Raw genomic sequence first — 17,864 nt, forward strand, 5'->3', positions numbered from 1 at the left:
CCGCTGAACCTGATCGGCCTGCTCGACCGCGTGGAACAGGCGCTGGGCACGCCGGTGCAGACGGCGGTGAAGCGCGAGGACGAACAGGCCTTCGCGCTGGCCAACGGCAGCAACCTGATGTTCTGCGAGGACGCCGCGCGCGGCATCCAGCGCGCGCTCGATGCCGACGGCAGCATCGCCGATTTCCACGTGCGCCTGGAACATCAGGAAAGCCTGCATCCCCACGACGCGGTGGCCTACGCGAGCAAGGGCGTGCCCGGCGGCTACGGCGCGGACCGGCCCAAGGCCGGCTGAGCCATCGTCGAGAGGATTGCCGTGAAGATACGTCGTGGTTTAGGGCTTGTTGCCGTGCTCGCGCTTGCCGCGTGCGGCTGGATCCCGCACTTTGGCAAGAACAAGGCGCCGCCGCAGCAGGAAGTGCCCCAGCAACAGGTGTTGATGAAATCGCTGAGCGGCGAAGTGGAATACTCCCTGGCGCAGCCGCTGCCGCCGAATGCATACCTGGAGGTGGTGTTGTCCGACGTCAGCCGCCAGGATGCGCCAGCGCGCGTCATCGCCAAAGAGCGCATCTCCCCGGTGGGCGCCTCGCCGGTGACGTTCGTGCTGAGCTACGAGCCCAAGGATCTGGGCGACGGCGTGGATTTTGCCGTGTCCGCACATATCGAACAGGACGGTCAGCTGCTCGCCTTCAACGACACGCGCATCAGCGTGCTGGGCCGCTCCGGCAACAACGGCCCCGTGCGGATCGCACTGGCCGCCGCGCACTGAACATCGGCACCGGCTTCGTTCGAAGGCCGGTGCGGCGTGTGGCTTACCGGTCGAAGGTCAAACGCTGGCCGCGCACGCTGTCGTCGATGCGCGTGCCATCCCATACGCGCTGTCCGTTGACAAAAGTGGCGGCGATCGAGCTATCGAACGTGTAGCCTTCGAAGGGCGACCAGCCGCATTTGGAGAGCACTTCCTCGCGCCGCACCGTGTGCGGCTTGCGCGGATCCACCAGGACCAGGTCCGCGGCATAGCCTTCGCGCAGGAAGCCGCGTTCGCGCACGTTGAACAGCAGCGCCGGCGCATGGCATACCGCTTCGACCACGCGCTCCAGCGTCAACGTGCCTTCATGCACGCGCTGCAGCGCGGCCTGCAGCGCGTATTGCACCAGCGGCAGGCCGGACGGCGCCTGGTCGTACTTGAGCGCTTTTTCTTCCAGCAGATGCGGCGCGTGGTCGGTGGCGAGCACGTCGATGCGGCTTTCGGCCACGGCCTTGGTGATGGCCTGGCGGTCCGCGGCGGTCTTGATCGCGGGGTTGCATTTGATCAAGAAGCCCAGCCGCTCGTAATCGGCATCGTCGAAATGCAGGAAATGCACGCAGGTTTCGGCGGTGATCCGCTTGCCCGTGATCGGGCCGGGCTGGAACAGCGCCAGTTCGTCGGCGGTGGAGATGTGCAGCACATGCAGGCGCGTGCCGTGCTTCTGCGCCAGCGAAATGGCCAGCCGGGTCGACTTGATGCAAGCCTCGCGCGAGCGGATCAGCGGATGTTCGCGCGCGGGAATGTCCTGGCCGTATTTTTCGCGCGCCTTGGCGTGCAGGGCATCGATCATCGGCGTGTCTTCGCAGTGCGTAATGATCGGCGTGGGTGCTTCGCGGAAGATGCCGTCCAGGGTCTGGGGGTTGTCCACCAGCATGTTGCCGGTGGAGGCACCCATGAACACCTTGATGCCCGGCGCCGCCTTGGGGTCGAGCGCGCGGATTGCCTCCAGGTTGTCGTTGCTGGCGCCCAGGTAGAAGGCGTAGTTGACCGCCGAGGTTTCGGCCGCGCGGCTGTACTTGGCCTCCAGCGAGTCGCGGTCGAGCGCGGGTGGCCGGGTGTTGGGCATTTCCATGAAGCTGGTAATGCCGCCGGCCGCGCAGGCGCGCGATTCGTGCGCGATGTCGGCCTTGTGCGTCAGGCCCGGTTCGCGAAAGTGCACCTGGTCGTCGATCATGCCGGGCAGCAGCCACAAGCCGGAGGCGTCGATCGTCTGCTCGCCCGGACGCGTGTCCAGACCCTCGCCGATGGTTTCGATGCGCCCGTGCCTGACGCGCACGTCGGCGTGGAAGCGGCGCCCTTCGTTGACCAGTTCGGCGTTCTTGATCAGCCAATCAGTGGACATGCGGGTCTCCATGGTTGCGGCAGCGGGGAAAGTGGAGGCGCTCGGGCACTGGATCGTTGCCTCCTGCACAGAGCGGCTGGCAGCGTAATATGCGCCATCCGGCCAGCAGACTTCCACGCCAGGGGCCGAAACGGGAGACTGCGACCCGTGCATAATCGGAGCAACTGGGGTAAAAGCGACAACGCTGTCCGAGCAGGGGACTGATGAAGCGCTTGTAGAAGCGAAGTAGTAAAAGGATAAATCGACTCACGGCATTCACATCGCCGATACTGCTTGTGGCACCCGACCCAAGGCCACAAGTATCCCAGAAGGAAGGTTGCCGGTGTTAAGGATATTGGGCTATAACACCCGGCCGCCACGGCCAAAACGGTGAAGGTAAATGGCGAAAACCACGCGTAATACGACCGCCGCCAAGAAAGCTCACAATGGAAAGGCTGCGGGGAAGGGCCACGACGCCAAGGCCAGCAAGGCCAAGGTTGCCGTCGCCAAGTCCGCGAAGAAATCCGCGCCCGAGAAGAAGGCCGCGGTGAAAAAGGCGCCCGTCAAGGCTCCGGCCAAGAAGGAGCCTGCCAAGAAGGTTGTCGCCAAGAAAATTGCCAAGCCGGAACCGAAGAAGGCCGCGCCGGTCAAGCATGTGTCGGCCAGGCCGGAGCCGAAGAAAGCCGCACCGCCCAAGCCGGCGCCCGTGAAGAAAGCCGTAGAAAAGACCACCGTGAAGCCAGCCGCCAAATCAGCACCCGCTCCCGCTCCGGTCAAGCCCGTGCCCAAAGCCGTGGCACCCGCAGCGCAGCCGGCGCCCAAGCCGGTGGCCAGTCGTCCCCCCGTCGCCGGCAAGGTAGCCAGCGCCGTCGGACCGACGGCGCGCGTGGCAAGCGCCACCCACAACCCCACCAAGAAACAGAAGACCCCGCAGTCCTCAATGAATAGTTCCGCTACCACTCTCGACAATGGCGTAACCCGCGAAGACGGCCGTTATGCGCTGCCTACCACGGTCAACATCGACCTGCCTCAGGGATACCGCCCCTCCAACGACGAGGAGTACATGAATCCCCGTCACCTGGCGTACTTCCGCAACAAGCTCCGCGACTGGCGCGAGCAGTTGGTGGAGGAGTCGCGCCAGACCATGGAGAACCTGCGCGACGAAGTCCGTGACGTGGGCGATGAAGCCGAGCGCGCCACGCGCGAGACCGAAAACTCGCTCGAACTGCGTACCCGTGACCGTTACCGCAAACTGATCTCCAAGATCGACAAGGCCCTGCGCCGGATCGAGGAAGGCCGTTACGGTTACTGCGAGGAAACCGACGAGGAAATCGGTCTGGAGCGCTTGGACGCTCGCCCGATCGCCACTTTGTCGCTCGACGCGCAGGAGCGCCGCGAACATCTGCAGAAACAGATGGGCGACTGAACGGCGCGTCGAAACATGTGCAGGTGGAGAGCAAAGCCTCGCCGCCAGGCGGGGCTTTGCCGTTTCTGCCCGGCTGCTGTTCAGCCCAGCTGCTCGGCGGCGTAAGCCTTGATGCGCGCCAGCATCGCGGCCAGGCCGTTGGAGCGCGTCGGCGACAAATGCTTGGCCAGGCCGATGTCCTGGATGAAGGCAGGCTCTGTCGCCACGATCTCCGCGGCCGGCCGGTCCGAATACACGCGCAACGCCAGGGCGATCAGGCCCGAGACGATGGCCGAGTCGCTGGTGGCCTCAAAATGCATGTACGAGGCATCGCCACTGGGCACCAGCCACACCATGGACTGGCAGCCATGCACGCGGTGCTCCTCGGTTTTCCATTCTTCGCGAAAGGGCGGCAATTGCTTGCCCAGATCGATCAGGTACTGGTAGCGCTCGGACCAGTCGCCGAAGAAGGCGAACTCTTCGGCAATATCCTGCTGGGCCTGGGCGGCGCTGGCGGTGGCAATCGTGTTCATGGCGACTATTATCGCGCGGTTGCGGCTATGAAACCGAACCGCGGCGTACTCAACGCTTGATCACGCTCCAGCGCGTACCCTGGGCGCCGTCCTCGATGACCACGCCCATCTCGGTCAATTCATGCCGGATGGCGTCGGCACGCGCGAAATCGCGGGCCGCACGGGCCGTCCGGCGCTCTTCCAGCAGAGCTTCCACCCGACCGGCGTCCACGGCATGGCCCCCGGCCCGCTTGAACCAGGCCTCCGGATCGTCCTGCAGCAGCCCCAATACGGCGCCCGCGCCCAGCAGCGCGGCCTTGGTGCCGGCACCGGGGGCCTGGCGCGCGGCGTCGGCGAGCACGGACAGTTCGGCCAGCGCTTGCGGGGTATTGAGATCGTCGCAGAGAGCCGCTTCCAGGCGCTCGGGCACCGGCAGCGGCTGATCGGGGTCGATGGCGACGTCGTTCAGTTCACGCAGCACGCGATACCAGCCGTCCAGGGTGCCGATGGCTTGCGCCATGGCGGCATCGGACCAATCCAGCGGCTGGCGGTAGTGACCGCGCAACAGCAGCAGGCGCAGCGCTTCGGGGGGGTGTTGGGTCAGCAGTTGGTGCACGTGCAGCACGTTGCCCAGCGACTTGGACATCTTGCGCCCGTCGAAGGTCAGCATGCCGTTGTGCAGCCACCAGCGTGCGAACACCTTGCCGCCATGCGCGCAGGTGGATTGGGCGATTTCGTTCTCGTGATGCGGGAACTGCAGGTCCACGCCACCGGCGTGGATGTCGATGGTTTCGCCCAGATGTGCCGCGCTCATCGCCGAGCACTCGATGTGCCAGCCCGGACGGCCACGCCCCCACGGGCTGTCCCATCCGGGCAGCTCCGGCGTGGAGGGCTTCCACAATACAAAGTCGGTGGGATTCTTCTTGTACGGCGCCACTTCGACCCGGGCGCCGGCGATCAGCTCGTCCGTGTCGCGCCCGGACAACGCGCCGTAGGCGGGGTAGGAGCCGACGTCGAACAGCACGTGTCCTTGTGCTTCGTAGGCGTTTGCGGCGGCGATCAGCGTCTGGATCATCGCCACGATCTGGCCGATGTGCGCGGTGGCATAGGGCTCCACGTCGGGCGGGGCGATGCCCAACCCTGCCATATCTTGCCGGTATGCCTCGCTGAAGCGGCCGGTGATGGTGCCGATCGGCACGCCTTGCTCCAGCGCGGCGGCGTTGATCTTGTCGTCTACGTCGGTGATGTTGCGTGCATAGACCACGTTGGGATAGTGCCGGCGCAGCAGCTTGACCAGCACGTCGAACACCACCGGCCCGCGCGCGTTGCCGATGTGCACATAGTTGTAGACCGTCGGCCCGCACAGATACACCGTCACCCGGTTCGGATCGAGCGGTGCAAACGGCTCGATGCGGCGGCTGAGGCTGTTGTAGAGCGAGATCGGCATGGGGCTGGCGTCCAGGGTGGGCGGTGCGGGCTGGCCGGCCATCTTAACAAGGTCCTGCGCTAGGGAGGCTCTGACTAATGCTTCGCAGGTGTCGCCCGCTCTGTCTGTTCGCAGGCCACAGGGCCATCGGCGCCGGCAGACAGGCTGGCTGTCAAGACGATGGCCCTGTGGCTGCGGACAGACAGAGCGGGCTGCGCATCCTGAATTGACGTGATGGAGTGATGTCCAGAAGGCCCGCGGGCCGTGCCGCACGGCTTGGCAAGACGGCCAGTCTTCCCGGCGCCGCGCAACACCGCTTGCGAAGCATTAATCAGAGCATCCCTAGGGCAGCAGGCGGCCATTTGCGACAATCCTTAAAAGTGCGGCGGCGCTTACATTTCGCAACGCTCGTTCTAAGCGTGGATTCAGCGTGAATTTGTTGGAATTTGCCTATCTGCACGTGGCGCTTTTGATGCCCCCCCATTTCGGAGGACTTTTGTGAATAGAACGATGCTGTTGGCTCCCCTGCTGGCACTGGCCCTGGTTTCGACCGGAGTGTTCGCGCAGGACGGCGGTTATCCGCCCCCGCCGCCGCAGGGTGTCGGCGGCCCTCCGCCGGGAGCCGGCCCGGACAACGCCCACTACGCCTGGGCGGATGTATTGCGCGTGGATCCGGTTTACGGCGTCGCGCGCACGGCCACGCCCACGCAGCAGTGCTATGACCAGCAGGTCGTGCAGCAGACGCCCAGCAACAAGGGCATCGGCACGGTGCTGGGTGCGGTGGTCGGCGGCGTGCTCGGCAGCACCATCGGTCATGGCCGCGGCAACACCGCCGCCACGGTCGGCGGCGCGGTGGTCGGTGGCGCGGTCGGCAACTCGGTAGCCAGCGGTGGCAGCACCACGGTCTCCAACCAGACCGTCTGCCAGCCCGGCACCCAGGTCAGCGAGCAGCGCCAGATCATCGGCTACGACGTCGAATACCGCTATCACGGCGATGTCTACATGTCGCGGCTGAGCTACGACCCGGGCGAACGCCTGCGCGTACGCGTCAGCGTGTCCCCGGCCGACTGACGAACCCGCTGTCGTGGGCCTGCTGAAGGCGATCGCTGCTCCGGCGCGGTCGCCTTTAATTTTTTGTTGCGTAGCAACGGGAATCCGGTCATGATTGAAGTTCAGCCACCCGGAACACCCATGTCCGCAGCCGTCTATACCGCCACTGTTCTTACCAGCGCCCGCATGGCTGCTGGCATGACCTCGCGTGCGCGTCGACCGCTGGACCGACATTCGGCCGGGTAGGCTGTCGCCACGTTGCATGTGTAATACGACGACAAAACCCGGCCCTTGCGCCGGGTTTTTTGCTTTTTTGGACTGGAGTCACCGATGACGCTTCGCCATTTCCTCACCACCCAGGATTACAGCCGCGCCGAGATCGATGCGCTGCTGGAGCAGGCCGCCGCATTCAAGCGCTCGCCGCGCGGCCAGCAGCTTGCCGGCAAGTCGGTGGCGCTGCTGTTCTTCAATCCTTCGATGCGCACGCGCACCAGTTTCGAGCTTGGCGCTTTCCATCTCGGTGGACACGCCATCGTGCTTTCGCCCGGCAAGGACGCGTGGCCGATCGAGTTTCGCCCCAATGTCGTGATGGACGGCGAGGCGGAGGAGCACATCGCCGAAGTGGCGCGCGTGCTAAGCCGCTACGTGGACCTGATCGCGGTGCGCGCGTTTCCGAAGTTCCAGGACTGGGCGATCGATCGCGAAGACTCGGTGATCAAGGCATTCGCGCAATACGCCACGGTGCCGGTGATCAACATGGAGACGATCACGCATCCCTGCCAGGAACTGGCACATGCGCAGGCGCTGAAAGAACGCTTCGGCGATCTCACCGGTCGCAAGTATGTGCTGACCTGGACCTACCATCCCAAGCCGCTGAACACGGCCGTGGCCAATTCGGCGCTGCTGATCGCCACCAAGATGGGCATGGACGTCACGTTACTTTGTCCGACCCCGGACTACGTGCTGGACGAGCGCTACATGGCCTTCGGCGAACAGAACGCGCGCGAAAACGGCGGCTCGCTCAAAGTCAGCCACAACATCGAAGAGGCCTATCGCGGCGCCGACGTCGTCTACGCCAAGAGCTGGGGTGCGTTGCCGTTCTTCGGTAAATGGGAAAACGAAAAGCCGATCCGCGATGCGCACAAGCACTTCATCGTCGACGAAGCGAAGATGGCGCTGACCAACAACGGCGTCTTCAGCCATTGCCTGCCGCTGCGCCGGAATATCAAGGCGACCGATGCGGTGATGGATTCGCCCGCCTGCATCGCCATCGACGAAGCCGAAAACCGCCTGCACGTGCAGAAGGCGGTGATGGCGTCGCTGATCGCGCAGCGTTGACCGCCAAGGACACGCATGTACTTGCCCAAGTCGTTCCATGAAACGCGCCCGGAGGTTTTGCAGGCGCTCATCCGTGCCTATCCGTTCGGCACGGCGGTGATGCATGGCGATAAGGGATTCCTCGCCAACCATCTGCCGTTCGAACTGGTCAGTGATGCGCTTCTGCATGGCCACGTCGCACGCGGCAACGAGCTGGCCAAGGCCGATGGTGCGCCGGTATTGGTGATGTTCCAGGCGGCGGACGGCTATATCAGCCCCAATTGGTATCCGAGCAAGCACGAAACGGGTCGCGAAGTGCCGACGTGGAACTACGCCGTCGTCCACGTGCATGGGCGCCTGCGCGTGGTTAACGACAAGGCATGGCTGCGGCAATTGCTCGAACGGCTCACCGACACGCACGAAGCGAACCAGCCTAAGCCATGGCATGTCGGCGATGCGCCGGAGGATCACATAGAAAGCATGCTCACGCACATCGTGGGTATCGAGATCGCGATCGAGCGCATCGAGGGCAAGTTCAAGCTCAGCCAGAACCATCCCGACGCAAACCGCGCGGGCGTTCGCAAGGGGCTGGGCGAACGCAACGGGCGACGCGACAGCGAGTTGTTGGACCTGATGCAACAAGCCGAGGAGCGCCGCCGTGGCGGATAAGCAGCATCTGTATCCGGTCGGCGTCGTGTGGACCGGCAACCGCGGCGACGGTACCCGAACCTATCAGGGCTACGGTCGCGAGCATGAGGTGCGCGTTGCCGGAAAGCCCGCCATCGCAGGTTCGTCGGACGCGGCATTTCGTGGCGACGCAACCAAGCACAATCCCGAGGATTTGCTGGTAGCCGCGCTCTCCAGCTGCCACATGCTGTGGTACCTGCACCTGGCCGCGCAGGCCGGTGTCGTCGTTACGGCGTACGTCGATTCGGCCGTGGGTACCTTGGCCGAGCGAGGCAAGGACGGGCGATTCACCGAGGTCGTGCTGCGTCCGCTGGTCACCATCGCCGCGGGCGGCGACGCCGAACGCGCCGCCCGCTTGCACGAAGATGCCCACCACGCCTGCTTTATCGCCAACTCCGTCAATTTTCCGGTGCGCTGCGAACCCCGCATTGTCATCGAAGCTGTGTAAACCCCTCCCTTTACCGATAGATCTCCTGGACTTCGCATCATGAGCAAAGACATCGTTCTCGCCTTTTCCGGCGGCCTGGACACCAGCTTCTGTATCCCCTACCTGCAGGAACGCGGCTGGGCCGTGCATACCGTGTTCGCCGATACCGGCGGCGTCGATGATGAAGAGCGCGCCTATATCCAGGCGCGCGCCAAGGAGTTGAAAGCGGCCAGCCACGTCACCGTCGATGGCGGTCCGGCGATATGGAACGGTTTCGTCAAGCCGTTCGTGTGGGCGGGCGAGGGTTATCAAGGGCAGTACCCGCTGCTGGTGTCGGACCGCTACCTGATCGTCGATGCCGCGCTCAAGCGTTGCGCGGAACTGGGCACCAAGGCTATCGCGCATGGCTGCACCGGCATGGGCAACGACCAGGTGCGTTTCGATCTGGCGGTCAAGGCGCAGGGCGACTACGAGATCGTCGCGCCGATACGCGAAATCCAGAAAGAACACACCGAAGTGCGCGCCTACGAACAGAAATACCTGGAAAAGCTGGGTTTCGGCGTACGCGCCAAGCAGAAGGCCTACACCATCAACGAAAACCTGCTGGGCGTGACCATGTCCGGCGGTGAGATCGATCGCTGGCAGACACCGGGCGAGGGTGCCGTCGGCTGGTGCAAGCCGCGCGCTGAATGGCCGTCCAAACCGCTGCGCCTTAAGATTGGCTTCGTCAACGGCGAAGCGGTGGCGCTGGACGGCGAGAAGATGCCCGGCCATGCCATGCTTGCCAAGCTCAACGGCCTGCTGGCGCAATACGGCGTGGGCCGCGGCATCTACACCGGCGATACCACCATCGGCCTCAAGGGCCGCATCATTTTCGAAGCGCCGGGCCTGACCGCGCTGCTGGTCGCGCACCGCGCGCTGGAAGAGGCCGTGCTCACCAAGCACCAGAATCGCTTCAAGCCCGACGTGGCGCGCAAGTGGGTGGAACTGGTCTATGAAGGTTTCTTCCACGATCCGCTCAAGACCGATCTTGAAGCTTTCCTTGCCTCCAGCCAATCGCAGGTCAACGGCGAGGTGACGCTGGAAACGACCGGCGGCCTCGTCAATGCGGTAGCGGTGGAGTCCAGGCACATCCTCAACGCCAAGGGCGCAACCTACGCCCAGTCCGCCGATTGGGGCGTGGCCGAAGCGGAAGGCTTCATCAAGCTGTTGGGCATGAGCAGCACCCTGTGGGCCGAGGTCAACCGAGGATGAGTGCACTGCTGGATGCCACCTTGAAGCACCTCAAGGCGCTGGTCGGCTACGACACGCGCAACCCGCCGCGCAACATCGGCACCGGCGACATCTTCGACTACTTGCGCGAGCAACTGCCCGGTTTCACCGTGAAGGTCACCGATCACGGTGCCGGCGCGGTGACGCTGTATGCCGTGCGCGGTACGCCCAAGTACCTGTTCAACGTGCATCTGGATACGGTGCCCGATTCGCCGCATTGGACCTGCGATCCGCACGTGCTGAAAATCGAGGGCGATCGCGCGATCGGCCTGGGTGCGTGCGACATCAAGGGGGCGGCCGCCGCACTGGTCGCGGTGGCGAACGCCAGCCTGGGCGACCTGGCGCTGCTGTTCTCCACCGACGAAGAAGCCAACGACCCGCGCTGCATCGCGGCCTTCCTGGCCCAAGGCCATGCGTACGATGCGGTGATCGTCGCCGAACCGACCCGCTGCGAAGCGGTGCTGGCGCATCGGGGCATCCATTCGGTGCAGATGAGTTTCGCCGGGCAGGCCGGCCACGCATCGGGTGAGCTGCGGCCTAGCGACAGCGCCTTGCACCAGGCGATTCGTTGGGGCGCGGCGGCGCTCGACTACGTGGAGCGGCAGTCGCACGAACGCTTCGGCGGCCTTACCGGCCTGCGCTTCAACGTCGGGCGTGTCGAAGGCGGCATCAAGGCCAACATGATCGCGCCGACGGCGGATGTACGTTTCGGCTTCCGTCCGTTGCCGAGCATGGATCCGGATCATCTGCTGGAGACCTTCCGCACCTTGGTCGACCCGCAGCCTGCAACGTACGCCGAGCTTTTCCGCGGCATGTCGCTTCCCGCCGGCGATAACGCCACGGCGGAGGCGCGCCGCCTTGCCGCGCGCGACATTGCCGACGAACTGGGCATCCCCGTGGGCAACGCGGTGAATTTCTGGACCGAGGCGGCGTTGTTTTCGGCCGGCGGCCATATCTCCTTCGTCTACGGCCCTGGTGACATCGCCCAAGCGCATACCGCCGACGAATGGGTCGCGTTGGACCAATTGCAAACCTATGTCGACACCCTCTACGAGATCGTGAACCGTGGAATCGCATAAGAACACCCGCCAAACCATCGTGCGCCTGCTTTCGGCGATGGGCAGCGCCAAGGAAATCCAGCAATACCTCAAGCGTTTTTCGCAGTTGGACGCCAAGCGTTTCGCCGTCGTCAAAGTCGGCGGGGCGGTGTTGCGCGATGAGTTGAACGACCTGACTTCTTCACTCACCTTCCTGCAACAGGTCGGCCTGACGCCGATCGTGCTGCACGGCGCGGGGCCTCAGTTGGACGAAGAGCTGCAGGCGGCGGGCATCACCAAGCAGACCGTGAACGGGTTGCGCGTCACCTCGTCCAAGGCTTTGGGCATCGTGCGCCGCGTCTTCCAGCAGCAGAACCTGCGCCTGGTCGAAGCGTTGCAGGCGATGGATACGCGCGCAACATCCGTGCCGTCCGGCGTGTTCATGTCCAGCTTCCTGGACAGGGACGTCTACGGCATGGTCGGCAAGGTCGACAGCATCAACCTCGCGCCGATCGAAGCAAGCCTGCGCGCGGGCTCGATTCCGGTGATCGCCAGCCTCGGCGAAACCGACGAGGGCCAGTTCCTCAACATCAACGCCGACTTTGCCGCCAACGATCTGGTGCGTGTGCTGCAGCCTTACAAGATCGTGTTTCTTACCGGTACCGGCGGCTTGCTGGACGACAAGGGGCAGGTGATCGATTCGATCAACCTCAGTACCGAGTTCGATCACTTGATGCAGCAACCGTGGATCAACGGCGGCATGCGCGTAAAGATCGAACAGATCGCCGATCTGCTGCAGAGCCTGCCGCTGACCTCGTCGGTGTCGATCACGCGCCCGTCGGAACTGGCCAAGGAACTGTTTACGCACAAGGGCTCGGGCACGCTGGTACGGCGCGGCGAGAAGGTGTTCCGCTTCGAAAGCTGGGACGGCATCGATCTGGTGCGCATGCGCAGCTTGATCGAGTCCAGTTTTGGCCGCAAGGTGGTGGATGACTATTTCGAGCGCACCAAGCCCTATCGCATCTACGTGAGCGAAAACTATCGCGCCGCGATGATCCTCACGCAGGAAGAAGGTTTGGTTTACCTGGACAAATTCGCCGTGCTCGACGACGCGCAGGGCGAGGGTCTGGGCCGCGCAGTGTGGCTGGTGATGCGCGAGGAAAATCCACGCCTGTTCTGGCGCTCGCGCCATGGCAATCAGATCAATCATTTCTATTACGCCGAATCCGACGGTTGCTACAAGCAGGAGCGCTGGAAAGTGTTCTGGTACGGCCTGGACGATTTCGACACGATCGCACGCTGCGTCGCGCACTGCGCCGTGCGTCAACCGACCCTGGTGGATTGAGCAGACATGGCTATTTCGAAAAAACGCATCGGCATAGTCGGCGCACGTGGCCATACGGGTGCGGAGCTCATTCGTCTGGTGTCCGCGCACCCGACGCTGGAACTGGCGTATGTGTCCTCGCGCGAGCTGGATGGCCAGCGCGTCGACACGCATGTGGCCCAGTACCAGGGCGATCTGCGTTACAGCTCGCCGGCGCATGAGGATTTGCCCGGACTGGACGCCGACGTCGTCGTGCTGGCGCTGCCCAATGGCAAGGCTGCGGCATGCGTCGAGGCGTTCGATGCGGCGGGCAAGGACCCGGTGATCGTGGATCTATCGGCCGACTACCGCTTCGACGGCAAGTGGCACTACGGCTTGCCGGAATTGACGCGCAACACTTGGCGCGGCGAGAAGCGCATCAGCAATCCGGGCTGTTACGCGACGGCGATCCAACTTTCCATTGCGCCGCTGAAGGAACTGCTCGCCGCGCCGCCGGTATGCTTCGGTGTCTCCGGTTATTCGGGCGCGGGTACCACGCCCTCAGACAAGAACAATCCCGAGACATTGCGCGATAACCTGATGCCGTACTCGCTGACCGGCCACACGCACGAAAAAGAGGCCAGTCGGCATCTCGGTATCCCGGTGGAATTCATGCCGCACGTCGCACCGCATTTTCGCGGCCTTACGGTTACCACCAATCTTTATCTGTCGCGCGCGCTGAAACGCGACGCGGTAAAAGCGTATTTCGAGCGAGCCTACGGCGATGAAAAACTGGTCCGTGTGCTGGACGACGCGCCGTGGGTCAGTCGCATCGCCGGCAAGCACCATGCCGAAGTCGGCGGCTTTGCGATGTCCGACGATGGCAAGCGCGTGGTGATCGTCGCCACGCTGGACAACCTGCTCAAGGGCGCCGCGACGCAGGCGATGCAGAACATCAACAGGGCCATCGGCGTGGACGAATACACCTCCATACCTATGTAAGCGCAAACCTACCCTCTCCCCTGCGTGCGGCAGGGGAGGGCCGGGGTGGGGTAACGCCGTCACGTCACGGCAAGCTCCATGGCCCCTTCGAACCTTCCCGCATGCAGGGCAAGGACTAAAGACTGGAATGTACGAGGGTTACCCATGACCGATCTCCTTTGGCAAAAAGCCGGCGTCGAAACCAATGCCAAGATCATGAAATTCCTGGCCGGCGACGACGTGCTGCTGGATCGCGAGTTTTTTCTGCATGACATCGCCGCCAGCAAGGCGCATGTGGAAGGTCTGGCCAACATCGGCGTGGTAAGCGCGCAGGAAATGCAGGATCTCAAGCGCGAACTCGATGCGCTGGCCGAGGATTTCCGTGCCGGCCGCTTCTTGCTCGATGAACGTTTCGAGGACGGCCATTCGGCCATCGAGGCACGGCTCACCGACCGGCTCGGCGATGCCGGCCGCCGCGTGCACACCGGGCGCAGCCGCAACGACCAGATCCTGGTCGCCACCCGCCTATGGCTGAAAGAGAAGCTGGCCCAACTTGAAACGCACTGCCGCGCGATCGCGCAAGTGTGCCTCGACCGGGCGGCACAACCGGCGATCCCGCTGCCCGGCTACACCCATTTGCAACGCGCGGTGGTGTCGTCCACCGGCATGTGGTTTGCCGGTTTCGCGGAGGGCTTTATCGACAATGCCTGGCGCGCGCGGCAGACGTCGGCATGGATCGACGCCAATCCGCTTGGCACGGCGGCCGGATATGGCGTCAACCTGCCGCTCGACCGCGCGCACACCACGCACGCGCTGGGTTTCGCGCGCATGCAGATTTCACCGGTCTACGCGCAGCTTTCGCGCGGCAAGTTCGAGATGGCGGTGATGGAAGCGTTGAGCAGCGCGATGCTCGATGCGCGCCGTCTTGCATGGGATCTTTCGTTGTTCACCACGGCGGAATTCCATTTTGTATCGCTGCCCGCCCAATACACCACCGGCAGCTCGATCATGCCCAACAAGCGCAACCCCGACGTCGTGGAGCTGCTGCGCGCTTCCTATGCCACGGTGGCGGCTTCGCGTTGCGAAATCGAGCAGTTGTTGTCGCTTCCCACCGGTTACCAGCGCGACTTGCAATTTTCCAAAGGCTCCCTGTTCCATGGCGTGACGCATGGCCTGGCTGCGCTGGAGCTATTGCCGGACCTGCTTGCGCGGATGCAATGGAACGAGGCGGCGATGCGCGCGGCGATCGAGCCGGCGATGTACGCCACCGACGTCGCCATCGAGCAGGCTGCAGCGGGCGTGCCGTTCCGCGATGCTTATCGCGCGGCGGCAGAAGCCGCTACGGCGGCAGGGCAAGGCCGCACCCCCGAAAGCAGTCTTGCGGCGCGCACTTCACCCGGAGCCGGCAACGATTTGCAACTGAATGCGCTGCGGCAACGTCTTGCCGAACTTTTATAGCCATCACGGAGACGACATGGCCGCCGTCAGCACTGCCAACGCAGAGCATTACCACTGGGGCCAGTCGTGCGACGGTTGGCACCTGCTTGCCGGGGATGATTTGAGCGTCATCGAAGAACGTATGCCGCCGGGAAGCGTCGAGCAACGGCACCGTCATGCGCGTGCGCGTCAGTTTTTTTACGTGCTGGAAGGCGAGGCGATGATGGAGCTGGAAGGTGTCGTTCATCGCTTGCATCGTGGCGAAGGTTTGCATGTGCCGTCCGGCAGTGCACACCAGGTGCGCAACGAAAGCGCCGCGGACGTACGCTTCATGGTGATCTCCGCGCCGAAAAGCCATGGCGACCGTATCCCCGCACCGTTGGAAGCCGTGCAGCCATGAACAACGCACAGCGCGACTTGCCCGAACGAGCCTTGCCGACATGGCGTCGCGCCGTGCTCAAGGTAGGCAGCAACCTGCTGGCCGCGGACGGCGGCGGATTGACCGAGCGTTACGCCCAGGCGCTGGCGACGTTCATGACAGCCAGCCACGCAGTGGGCCGCGAAGTAGTGTTGGTGTCGTCCGGTGCTGTGGCCGCCGGACGCGCGCTGATGCGCGAGCGCGCCGCGCTGGGTGGCGACCTTGCCGCGCGCCAGGCGCTGGCCGCACTTGGGCAGGCGCCGATGATCGCGTTGTGGCAGGGCTTGTCCGAGCGCCCCGTGGCGCAGGTGCTGCTCACCCACGACGATCTGCGCAACCGCCGCCGTTACCTCAACGCGCGCGCCACCTTGCGCGAGCTGCTGGCGCTTGGCGTACTGCCGGTGGTGAACGAAAACGACACCGTGGCCGTCGACGAACTGAAACTGGGCGACAACGACAATCTCGCCGCTATCGTCGCCGCCCTGGTCGATGCTGACCTGCTGCTGATTGCCTCGGACGTGGATGCGCTTTACAGCGCCGATCCGCGCCGCGACCGGCATGCCGTGCCGATCGGCCATGTGCCGGACTTGACGCCGGACGTACTGGCGATGGCCGGCGGCAGCGGCACCAGCGTGGGCACCGGCGGCATGCGCACCAAGCTGGAAGCGGCCACGAAGGCCGCCGCCGCCGGCATCCCCACCGCTTTGTTCGGCGGCCGCGATGCGGACACGGTCCAGGCGCTAGCGCAAGGCAGGTTGCGCGGCACGCTGCTGGATGTCGCCGGCAACCGCATGCAGGCGAGAAAATACTGGTTGCGCCATGCGCCGGGCGGCAACGGGCATATCCGCGTGGATGCGGGTGCGGCGCGCGCCTTGCTGGGCGGCCGCGCATCATTGCTGCCTGGCGGTATCCTGGACGTGGCCGGCGAGTTTCACCGGGGCGACCTGGTCGAGATCGTCGATGCCCAGGAACGTGCCATCGCGCGCGGACTCTGCCAGTACGGTGCCGGGGAAGTGCGCCGGCTGGTTGGGCGGCACAGTCGCGACATCGGCTCGGTGCTGGGCTACAGCTATGGCGCCGAGATCGTGCATCGCGACGACTTGGCGACGCTTGCAAACCCCCAGACGACCCAGGGAGGAAGGGAAGCATGAGCGAGATCCGCAACCTGGCGCTGGCGTGCCGCGACGCAGCGCAGGCGACATTCGCGCTGGACGGCCAAACCAAGCGCCGCTTGTTGTGCGATATGGCCGCCGCGCTGGAAGCCCGATGCGATGCCATACTCGCCGCCAATGCACGCGATGTGCAGCAGGCGACGGCGAAAGGCATCCAGGGCGCCATGCTCGATCGTCTGCGCCTGGACGAGGCGCGTGTATCGGGCATCGCGCATGCAGTGCGCGAGATCGCCGCGCTGCCCGATCCGGTCGGGCAGGTCACGCGCAGCGAAACCCGCCCGAACGGGCTGGAAATACAGCGCATACGCATTCCGCTCGGCGTCGTTGCCATGATCTACGAGGCGCGCCCCAACGTTACCGCCGATGCGGCGGCGCTGTGCCTGATGGCGGGCAACGCGGTGATCCTGCGCGGCGGCTCCGAGGCCCTGCACTCGAACGTCGCCATCGCCGGCCTGTTGCGCCACGTGCTGGAACAGCACGACATTCCCGCCGCGGCAATCACCTTGGTGGAAGATCTCAGTCGCGATGCCATGGTCGAACTGTTGCAGCTGAGCGATCTCATCGATCTGGCCATACCGCGCGGCGGCGAAGGTCTGATCCGCTTTGTGGCCGAGCATGCGCGTGTGCCGGTGATCAAGCACTACAAAGGCGTGTGCCATCTGTACGTGGACGCATCGGCCGACATCCCGCTCGCATTGAATTTGCTGGTCGATGGCAAGACCTCACGGCCGGGCGTTTGCAACGCGCTGGAGACGTTGCTGGTGCACCGCGATATCGCCGCCCCCTTTCTTGCGCAGGCGGCACGCGTGCTGGAAGAGCGCGGCGTCGAATTGCGCGGCTGCGAGCGTTCGCGTGCCTACGTGCCGGGCATGCGCGCCGCCACCGACGACGATTACGCGGCCGAATTCCTCGACCTCATTCTTGCGGTGCGCGTGGTCGACGATCTTGGCGGCGCGATCGGCCACATCCAGCGTTTCGGTTCCGACCATACCGAAGTCATCGCCACCCGCGACGATGCTGCCGCCCGGCGCTTCGTGCAGGCGATTCGTTCGGCCGTGGTGATGGTCAACGCGTCGTCGCGTTTTTCCGACGGCGGCGAGCTTGGCCTGGGCGCGGAGATCGGCATATCCACCACCCGCCTGCATGCCTACGGCCCGATGGGAGCCCCATCGCTGACGATCGAGCGCTTCGTGGTCCGTGGGGATGGCCAGGTACGTCACCCGCAAAGCAAGTTGTAGCGGTTTGCGCCGCTTAAGGCGGCCTGGTTTTAAGGCGTGGCCGGCCTGGGGCAT

19 protein-coding genes are annotated in these 17,864 nt (G+C 64.5%); 15 read left to right on the forward strand and 4 right to left on the reverse strand.

The genetic code is table 11. From position 1 onward, the window contains the following. Window positions 1–294: GTP cyclohydrolase, FolE2/MptA family (locus VME63_RS00005; RefSeq protein ID WP_325428950.1), on the forward strand; the 294-nt coding region annotated here is incomplete at its 5' end. A 21-nt stretch (window positions 295–315) separates the two neighbouring features. Next, complete coding sequence (locus VME63_RS00010; protein ID WP_325428952.1) at window positions 316–768, forward strand: YbaY family lipoprotein; 453 nt, start codon at window positions 316–318, stop codon at window positions 766–768. A gap of 43 nt (window positions 769–811) precedes the next feature. Here VME63_RS00010 and VME63_RS00015 read toward each other — a convergent pair whose 3' ends face one another. Continuing rightward, window positions 812–2,149, reverse strand: coding sequence for a dihydroorotase (locus VME63_RS00015; RefSeq protein WP_325428954.1), 1,338 nt, complete (start codon window positions 2,147–2,149; stop codon window positions 812–814). Beyond that, window positions 2,139–2,399 carry a membrane protein insertion efficiency factor YidD gene (gene yidD, locus VME63_RS00020; RefSeq protein WP_325428956.1) on the reverse strand — a complete coding sequence of 87 codons (261 nt, stop codon included), beginning with the start codon at window positions 2,397–2,399 and terminating at the stop codon, window positions 2,139–2,141. The genes VME63_RS00015 and yidD overlap by 11 nt, the downstream gene beginning before the upstream one ends. 129 nt (window positions 2,400–2,528) lie before the next feature. On the opposite strand from yidD, the gene dksA reads away from it, so the two are divergent. Beyond that, window positions 2,529–3,554 carry an RNA polymerase-binding protein DksA gene (gene dksA, locus VME63_RS00025; protein WP_325428958.1) on the forward strand — a complete coding sequence of 342 codons (1,026 nt, stop codon included), beginning with the start codon at window positions 2,529–2,531 and terminating at the stop codon, window positions 3,552–3,554. A gap of 80 nt (window positions 3,555–3,634) precedes the next feature. Here dksA and VME63_RS00030 read toward each other — a convergent pair whose 3' ends face one another. Further along, window positions 3,635–4,066 (reverse strand): SufE family protein, encoded by a 432-nt coding sequence (locus tag VME63_RS00030; RefSeq protein WP_325428960.1) that lies wholly within the window; start codon window positions 4,064–4,066, stop codon window positions 3,635–3,637. Window positions 4,067–4,115: 49 nt separating this feature from the next. Next, window positions 4,116–5,492 (reverse strand): cysteine--tRNA ligase, encoded by a 1,377-nt coding sequence (gene cysS / locus VME63_RS00035; RefSeq protein WP_325429027.1) that lies wholly within the window; start codon window positions 5,490–5,492, stop codon window positions 4,116–4,118. A gap of 489 nt (window positions 5,493–5,981) precedes the next feature. Here cysS and VME63_RS00040 point away from each other — a divergent pair, with 489 nt between their 5' ends. From VME63_RS00040 to VME63_RS00095, 12 genes are all read left to right on the forward strand, one after another. Next, window positions 5,982–6,542 carry a glycine zipper 2TM domain-containing protein gene (locus VME63_RS00040; RefSeq protein ID WP_325429029.1) on the forward strand — a complete coding sequence of 187 codons (561 nt, stop codon included), beginning with the start codon at window positions 5,982–5,984 and terminating at the stop codon, window positions 6,540–6,542. 309 nt (window positions 6,543–6,851) lie between these two features. Continuing rightward, complete coding sequence (locus VME63_RS00045; RefSeq protein ID WP_325428962.1) at window positions 6,852–7,859, forward strand: N-acetylornithine carbamoyltransferase; 1,008 nt, start codon at window positions 6,852–6,854, stop codon at window positions 7,857–7,859. A gap of 15 nt (window positions 7,860–7,874) precedes the next feature. Continuing rightward, window positions 7,875–8,507, forward strand: a complete 633-nt coding sequence (locus tag VME63_RS00050; protein WP_325428964.1) for an FMN-binding negative transcriptional regulator — start codon at window positions 7,875–7,877, stop codon at window positions 8,505–8,507. Continuing rightward, window positions 8,497–8,973, forward strand: a complete 477-nt coding sequence (locus VME63_RS00055; RefSeq protein ID WP_325428966.1) for an OsmC family protein — start codon at window positions 8,497–8,499, stop codon at window positions 8,971–8,973. The genes VME63_RS00050 and VME63_RS00055 overlap by 11 nt, the downstream gene beginning before the upstream one ends. A gap of 36 nt (window positions 8,974–9,009) precedes the next feature. Then, window positions 9,010–10,206: an argininosuccinate synthase gene (locus VME63_RS00060; protein ID WP_325429031.1), complete on the forward strand. Its 1,197-nt coding sequence runs from the start codon at window positions 9,010–9,012 to the stop codon at window positions 10,204–10,206. Next, a complete protein-coding gene (locus VME63_RS00065) occupies window positions 10,203–11,303 on the forward strand; it encodes an acetylornithine deacetylase (protein WP_325428968.1) in 1,101 nt (366 codons plus the stop codon). The genes VME63_RS00060 and VME63_RS00065 overlap by 4 nt, the downstream gene beginning before the upstream one ends. A gap of 37 nt (window positions 11,304–11,340) precedes the next feature. After that, window positions 11,341–12,606 (forward strand): acetylglutamate kinase, encoded by a 1,266-nt coding sequence (locus VME63_RS00070; protein WP_325429033.1) that lies wholly within the window; start codon window positions 11,341–11,343, stop codon window positions 12,604–12,606. Between the two features lie 6 nt (window positions 12,607–12,612). Continuing rightward, entirely contained in the window at window positions 12,613–13,566 is a 954-nt protein-coding gene (argC, locus tag VME63_RS00075) for an N-acetyl-gamma-glutamyl-phosphate reductase (protein WP_325428970.1), read from the forward strand. Window positions 13,567–13,710: 144 nt separating this feature from the next. Further along, complete coding sequence (gene argH, locus VME63_RS00080) at window positions 13,711–15,003, forward strand: argininosuccinate lyase (protein ID WP_325428972.1); 1,293 nt, start codon at window positions 13,711–13,713, stop codon at window positions 15,001–15,003. 16 nt (window positions 15,004–15,019) lie between these two features. Beyond that, window positions 15,020–15,382, forward strand: coding sequence for a cupin domain-containing protein (locus VME63_RS00085; RefSeq protein WP_325428974.1), 363 nt, complete (start codon window positions 15,020–15,022; stop codon window positions 15,380–15,382). After that, complete coding sequence (gene proB / locus VME63_RS00090; RefSeq protein WP_325428976.1) at window positions 15,379–16,551, forward strand: glutamate 5-kinase; 1,173 nt, start codon at window positions 15,379–15,381, stop codon at window positions 16,549–16,551. Before VME63_RS00085 ends, proB begins: the two co-directional genes overlap by 4 nt. Then, complete coding sequence (locus VME63_RS00095; protein ID WP_325428978.1) at window positions 16,548–17,810, forward strand: glutamate-5-semialdehyde dehydrogenase; 1,263 nt, start codon at window positions 16,548–16,550, stop codon at window positions 17,808–17,810. The genes proB and VME63_RS00095 overlap by 4 nt, the downstream gene beginning before the upstream one ends. Window positions 17,811–17,864 lie beyond the last annotated feature (54 nt).

Source organism: Dyella sp. (assembly GCF_035503745.1).
Classification (GTDB): Bacteria; Pseudomonadota; Gammaproteobacteria; order Xanthomonadales; family Rhodanobacteraceae; genus Dyella_B.

Coding starts and splice junctions, on each gene's coding strand:
- VME63_RS00040 (WP_325429029.1), top strand. CDS start 5,982: ATGCTGTTGGCTCCCCTGCTGGCACTGGCCCTGGTTTCGACCGGAGTG.
- cysS (WP_325429027.1), bottom strand. CDS start 5,492: ATGCCGATCTCGCTCTACAACAGCCTCAGCCGCCGCATCGAGCCGTTT.
- VME63_RS00095 (WP_325428978.1), top strand. CDS start 16,548: ATGAGCGAGATCCGCAACCTGGCGCTGGCGTGCCGCGACGCAGCGCAG.
- VME63_RS00065 (WP_325428968.1), top strand. CDS start 10,203: ATGAGTGCACTGCTGGATGCCACCTTGAAGCACCTCAAGGCGCTGGTC.
- argC (WP_325428970.1), top strand. CDS start 12,613: ATGGCTATTTCGAAAAAACGCATCGGCATAGTCGGCGCACGTGGCCAT.
- VME63_RS00085 (WP_325428974.1), top strand. CDS start 15,020: ATGGCCGCCGTCAGCACTGCCAACGCAGAGCATTACCACTGGGGCCAG.
- VME63_RS00070 (WP_325429033.1), top strand. CDS start 11,341: ATGGGCAGCGCCAAGGAAATCCAGCAATACCTCAAGCGTTTTTCGCAG.
- dksA (WP_325428958.1), top strand. CDS start 2,529: ATGGCGAAAACCACGCGTAATACGACCGCCGCCAAGAAAGCTCACAAT.
- VME63_RS00015 (WP_325428954.1), bottom strand. CDS start 2,149: ATGTCCACTGATTGGCTGATCAAGAACGCCGAACTGGTCAACGAAGGG.
- argH (WP_325428972.1), top strand. CDS start 13,711: ATGACCGATCTCCTTTGGCAAAAAGCCGGCGTCGAAACCAATGCCAAG.
- VME63_RS00030 (WP_325428960.1), bottom strand. CDS start 4,066: ATGAACACGATTGCCACCGCCAGCGCCGCCCAGGCCCAGCAGGATATT.
- proB (WP_325428976.1), top strand. CDS start 15,379: ATGAACAACGCACAGCGCGACTTGCCCGAACGAGCCTTGCCGACATGG.
- VME63_RS00045 (WP_325428962.1), top strand. CDS start 6,852: ATGACGCTTCGCCATTTCCTCACCACCCAGGATTACAGCCGCGCCGAG.
- VME63_RS00050 (WP_325428964.1), top strand. CDS start 7,875: ATGTACTTGCCCAAGTCGTTCCATGAAACGCGCCCGGAGGTTTTGCAG.